Here is a 4,334-nt window from a genome sequence, read left to right on the forward strand (position 1 = left end):
TTAGGTCCATAGGTTTCAGCTCTTTCCAGGGCATGGTCAGATCCTCGCGAAATCGACCCTGCCAGTTAAAAACTGTTACCTATGTGCGTGAACTGATTTGTAACCCATGTGGGTGAGTCATACCGGCAAGAGCCTTTTGGTTACTTTTGGGCTCTTTTCAAAAGTGACCCGCTGTAAGAGCGGAACCAATAGCAGCCGTTACCTAAATAATGGATATGTACTGGGCATACCAGACCACCTAGAACTCCCCCGAATACTTCACCGCCGCCGCAGCCCGTGACGGCACGTCCAGCGTGCGCAGCAGCGATGACACATGGATACGCACGGTAAACGGCGAGATATCCAGGGCCTTGGCGATTTCCTTGTTGGTCTTGCCCTGGGCAATCAGGCGCAGCACTTCCTGCTGGCGGGTGGTGAGGGTGTGAGTGTCGAGGGGCAGCAGACCCGAAGGTGCGAACTTGACCAATACTTCGCCGTCGCGGATCGCCAGCAGCGCCTGGCCGATCTCGTCGGGGGCGATGTTCTTGCCGATAAACCCGTCGGCGCCCAGGGCCATGACCTGTTCGATCAACGTGGCGTCGTCGACCATCGATACCACGATCAGGGTAGTGCGCCGCAGCTGCTGGCGCAGGTCGGCCAGTTGGCTGATGCAGGTCAGGCCGGGGAAGCGCAGGTCGAGGATCAGGGTGTCGACTTCGCCCGCCTCGCGCAGCAGCGCATTCACCGTCGCCAGGTCGCCGGCTTCTTGGACCATGGCGTCGGGTAGCAGGCGTTGCACGGTGCGCGCCATGCCTTCGCGAAACATCGGGTGGTCGTCGGCGATGATGATCCGGCCGGTCATGGTGTGCTCCTTCCTGGGGCAAGGCTGTGCTGAGGCATGCTACTTTACCAGCGGGCCCGATGCCCGCTTAACACTTAGACATTGTAGGCACGTGACAAGGACGTAACCCATGAGTATCGAGACCAACTCCGAACTCGACCAGGCCAACCTGCGCATCGTAGTGGCCAGCATCGCCATTGTGTACATCGGCGCGCTGGGCTTCTTGCCCGGACATTCGTTGGACACCTACCTGCCGGTGATCCTGTATATCTTCCTGTTCCTGCTGGCGTCCATTGCGTTGCGCCAGGTGATCGCACGCTGGCCCGGGCATTACCCGACGCGGCGGATCTTCGGCATGCTCCACGACTACACCGGCACTTCGTTCGGCCTGGTGGTGGGCGGTGAAGCAGCGTTGCCACTGTATGCGGTGATGGTGTGGGTCAACCTGGGCAACGGCATGCGCTACGGCTCGCGCTACCTGGCGATTGCCACGGGGCTGGCGTTGCTGGCGCTGTTGATCGTGTACCAGCTCACGCCGCTGTGGCAGGCGCAGCCGTTCATGGTACTGATGCTGATGATCACCAGCACGGTGATCCCGGTGTATGCGCATATCCTGCTGGAACGCACGCGCAAGGCATCCGAACAAGCCATCGCCGCGAACCTTGAAAAGTCCCGCTTTCTCGCCCAGGCCAGCCATGACCTGCGCCAGCCGATCCACTCCATCGGCCTGTTCACCGCCTGCCTGCGCGAAGCCCGGCTGGGGGATGACGAGCGGCGGCTGGTGGACAATATCGACCGCTCGCTGCTTAACGTGTCGCAATTGTTCCGTTCGATTCTCGATCTCTACACGCTCGACAACGGCCGCCTGCTGCCCAAATACCAAGTGGTCCACCTGGGCGACTTCCTCGCCGACCTGGTACGCCAGAACGCTGAAGCCGCACGCTGGGCTGGCGTGGATTTGCGCTTGCGGCCTTGCGCCCACTGGGTGTTGGTGGACCCAGGAATGTTGGCGACCATGGTGCAAAACCTGCTCTCCAATTGCTTTAAATACGGTGCGCAACGGCCGGTGCTGATCGGCGTCCGCATTCGCGATAACGGCCTGGCGGTGGAAGTGCATGACCAGGGGCGGGGGATTGCCAGGGAGCATTTGTCAAAGGTCTTCGAAGAGTTTTATCGCGTGCGCCAACTGCGCGACAAAGACGTTGAAGGCGTCGGCCTGGGGCTGTCCATCGTCAAGCGCCTGGGGCAATTGATGGGGTTGCAGGTGAGCCTGCGTTCGCGGGTGGGCCGGGGTACCTCCGTGAGCCTGCACGGCCTGGCTCTGGCCACCGCGCCACGTCAACCGGCGTTGCGCGACGATGCACGCCAGGCCGGCCTGCTTACCGGGTTGAAAGTGTGCCTGGTGGAAGATGATCACAACGTGCTGCTCGCCACCCAGGCCTTGCTGGAGCGTTGGGGGTGCGAGGTACAGGCCGAGTCCAGCGGGCAGGGCTTGGTCAGCGACTGCGACATCATCGTCGCCGACTACGACCTGGGCAACCACGCCACCGGTATCGAATGCATCGACCAGCTACGCCAGCAGCGCGGCTGGGCGGTGCCGGCGTTGATCCTCACCGGTCATGACGTGGAGAAAATCCAGGCTGCGTTGCACGACCGTCAGATCGCCATCCTGTCCAAGCCGGTACGCCCGGCGGAACTGCGCGGCAGGTTGCGCGACCTCAGCCAGCAGAACATTACTGCATGAATGGCGTCAGCCCGTTGCCACGCGCCCCTTTGGGCATGCAGTAGGCGGCTGGCTTCATCAGGCCGAAGCTGGCAATCGCAAAGGCGCCACCACTGGCACCGCTGGGTACGGAGCAGTTGTATTCACCGGAGGCGGTGTTGGCCACGTAATAGGTGGTCATGGAGTCGCTGCGCACATTGGAGATACGTTTTACCGGCTCGCCCAGGTTGGTTTCCGACAGCGTCTTGAGGTGGTCTTCGGTGGGTTTGATATTGCTGCAACCGGCGACGCCGATGATCAGGGCGCCCAGCAAGGCAAGGCGAGTAACGGGGGATGGGAGTTTCATGGTGCTTCTTCCTTGGGGTTGTTATGGTTTTTCCAACGCACAACGAACCCGCGCGCAATGGATGCGCGGTGCCTGAGGAGCGTTGGAAGTGCCGAGGAATATAGCGCCGCAGGTTGGATGGGTCGATTAGCACAAATGGGCTAATGGCAAATTGAGGTCGCACAAGGAAATCGCAATGCTGGAGATTACCCGCGCTACCCCCGAGGACGCCAATCGCGCGTTTGACATCCGCCGAGAAGCCATCCGCAGTCAATGCATCGGCGCCTATAGCGCCGAGCAGATGGCGCTCTGGACACGGGGCAAAGCCGCCGATGGCTATGACGCGCTGATGGATAAACAGTTTTACCTGGGGTGGGTGAACGGTGAAGCCATCGCCACCGGCATGCTAGACCTTGATAACAACGAAGTGGGGGCGTTGTTCGTGCGGCCCGCCTTCACCGGGCGGGGTTATGGCAAGGCGATGCTTGCCCACTTGGAAGCGGTTGCACGGCAGCGGGCCATTGAAGAGGTGGTGCTGGATGCGACCTTGAATGCGGTGAATTTTTACCGTGGGTGCGGTTATGTGGGTGATGAACAGGCGGTGTATCACTCGCCGTCGGGGTTGGTATTGGCGTGTGTGCCGATGGCAAAGCGGCTGTTGGTCATGCCGGAATCTTGAAGGCTGCGCTTAACTGCTCAATCACCTGCTCAACCCCGGGCCCTTGAGTCTGCGGCGGTGTGGTGCTTTCACCAAACTCGCGCCACACAAACAGGGTCAGTTCGGCCCCATCGGTGAGTGTTTGAGCCGCTTCCTGGGCGCCAAAGGCGTGCAGCAGCCGATAACGCTCATCTCGCCAGAACGCTTGTTCTACCCAGTCATAGACGGGGATGAAGTGAAAGTGCAGCGGGAAGCCTGGCATATGGCCGTAGCGGCTGATGTACAGCCATTTTGGCTGGAGCTGGGTTTCCATCACCCGCTGGATCTTGGCGAGCAAGCCGCCGAGTTCGGCCAGCGCGGCTTCAGGCATATCGGCGAGTGAATCAATCGGTGCCTTGGCGCCCAGCATCAAGTAGCCCGGCAGCTTTGATGCCATGTGATGGTTGAGCAGCCAGTGCTCGGTCTGGTGAAGAACGAAGGCGGGGTCGACTTGCATCAGCACGCGTCCATGTGGGTTGGAGCGGCAGGATAACAAGTATCTTCTTGAATGGGCGTGGCTCCGAACCTGTGGCGAGGGAGCTTGCTCGCGCTGGTGGCCTGACAGCTGGCCAGGATGTTTTTGACCGAGTATATATCCGGTGCTGCGGTAACGGCTACTTAGGGTTCCGCTCTTACAGCGGGTCACTTTTGGAAGGACCCAAAAGTAAGCAAAAGGTCCTCGCCGGTATGACTCACCCACATGGGTTACAAATCAGTTCACGCACATAGGTAACAGTTTTTAACTGGCAGGGTCGATTTCGCGAGGATC

General features: G+C 60.3%; 5 protein-coding genes. 2 read left to right on the top strand and 3 right to left on the bottom strand.

Going from position 1 to position 4,334, the window contains the following annotated elements; all coding sequences use genetic code 11:
• Nucleotides 1–238: 238 nt before the first annotated feature.
• On the bottom strand, nucleotides 239–841 hold the full coding sequence (locus JFT66_RS29525) for a LuxR C-terminal-related transcriptional regulator (protein ID WP_034119228.1): 603 nt from the start codon (nucleotides 839–841) through the stop codon (nucleotides 239–241).
• A 109-nt stretch (nucleotides 842–950) separates the two neighbouring features.
• Between JFT66_RS29525 and JFT66_RS29530 the strand changes: the two genes are divergently transcribed.
• Entirely contained in the window at nucleotides 951–2,564 is a 1,614-nt protein-coding gene (locus tag JFT66_RS29530) for an ATP-binding response regulator (protein WP_034119229.1), read from the top strand.
• Here JFT66_RS29530 and JFT66_RS29535 read toward each other — a convergent pair.
• Nucleotides 2,554–2,889: a hypothetical protein gene (locus tag JFT66_RS29535; protein ID WP_034119230.1), complete on the bottom strand. Its 336-nt coding sequence runs from the start codon at nucleotides 2,887–2,889 to the stop codon at nucleotides 2,554–2,556. The two genes, JFT66_RS29530 and JFT66_RS29535, sit on opposite strands and share 11 nt — an antisense overlap.
• 175 nt (nucleotides 2,890–3,064) lie before the next feature.
• Here JFT66_RS29535 and JFT66_RS29540 point away from each other — a divergent pair, with 175 nt between their 5' ends.
• Entirely contained in the window at nucleotides 3,065–3,547 is a 483-nt protein-coding gene (locus JFT66_RS29540; protein WP_153839367.1) for a GNAT family N-acetyltransferase, read from the top strand.
• Here JFT66_RS29540 and JFT66_RS29545 read toward each other — a convergent pair.
• A complete protein-coding gene (locus JFT66_RS29545; RefSeq protein WP_153839368.1) occupies nucleotides 3,531–4,022 on the bottom strand; it encodes an HIT family protein in 492 nt (163 codons plus the stop codon). The two genes, JFT66_RS29540 and JFT66_RS29545, sit on opposite strands and share 17 nt — an antisense overlap.
• Nucleotides 4,023–4,334: the final 312 nt, after the last annotated feature.

The organism is Pseudomonas sp. MF6755, from assembly GCF_016405635.1.
Taxonomy (GTDB): Bacteria; Pseudomonadota; Gammaproteobacteria; order Pseudomonadales; family Pseudomonadaceae; genus Aquipseudomonas; species Aquipseudomonas haemolytica.

Excerpts from the sequence above, each read along its gene's own strand:
- JFT66_RS29525 (WP_034119228.1), bottom strand. The coding sequence starts at position 841 with ATGACCGGCCGGATCATCATCGCCGACGACCACCCGATGTTTCGCGAA.
- JFT66_RS29530 (WP_034119229.1), top strand. The coding sequence starts at position 951 with ATGAGTATCGAGACCAACTCCGAACTCGACCAGGCCAACCTGCGCATC.
- JFT66_RS29535 (WP_034119230.1), bottom strand. The coding sequence starts at position 2,889 with ATGAAACTCCCATCCCCCGTTACTCGCCTTGCCTTGCTGGGCGCCCTG.
- JFT66_RS29540 (WP_153839367.1), top strand. The coding sequence starts at position 3,065 with ATGCTGGAGATTACCCGCGCTACCCCCGAGGACGCCAATCGCGCGTTT.
- JFT66_RS29545 (WP_153839368.1), bottom strand. The coding sequence starts at position 4,022 with ATGCAAGTCGACCCCGCCTTCGTTCTTCACCAGACCGAGCACTGGCTG.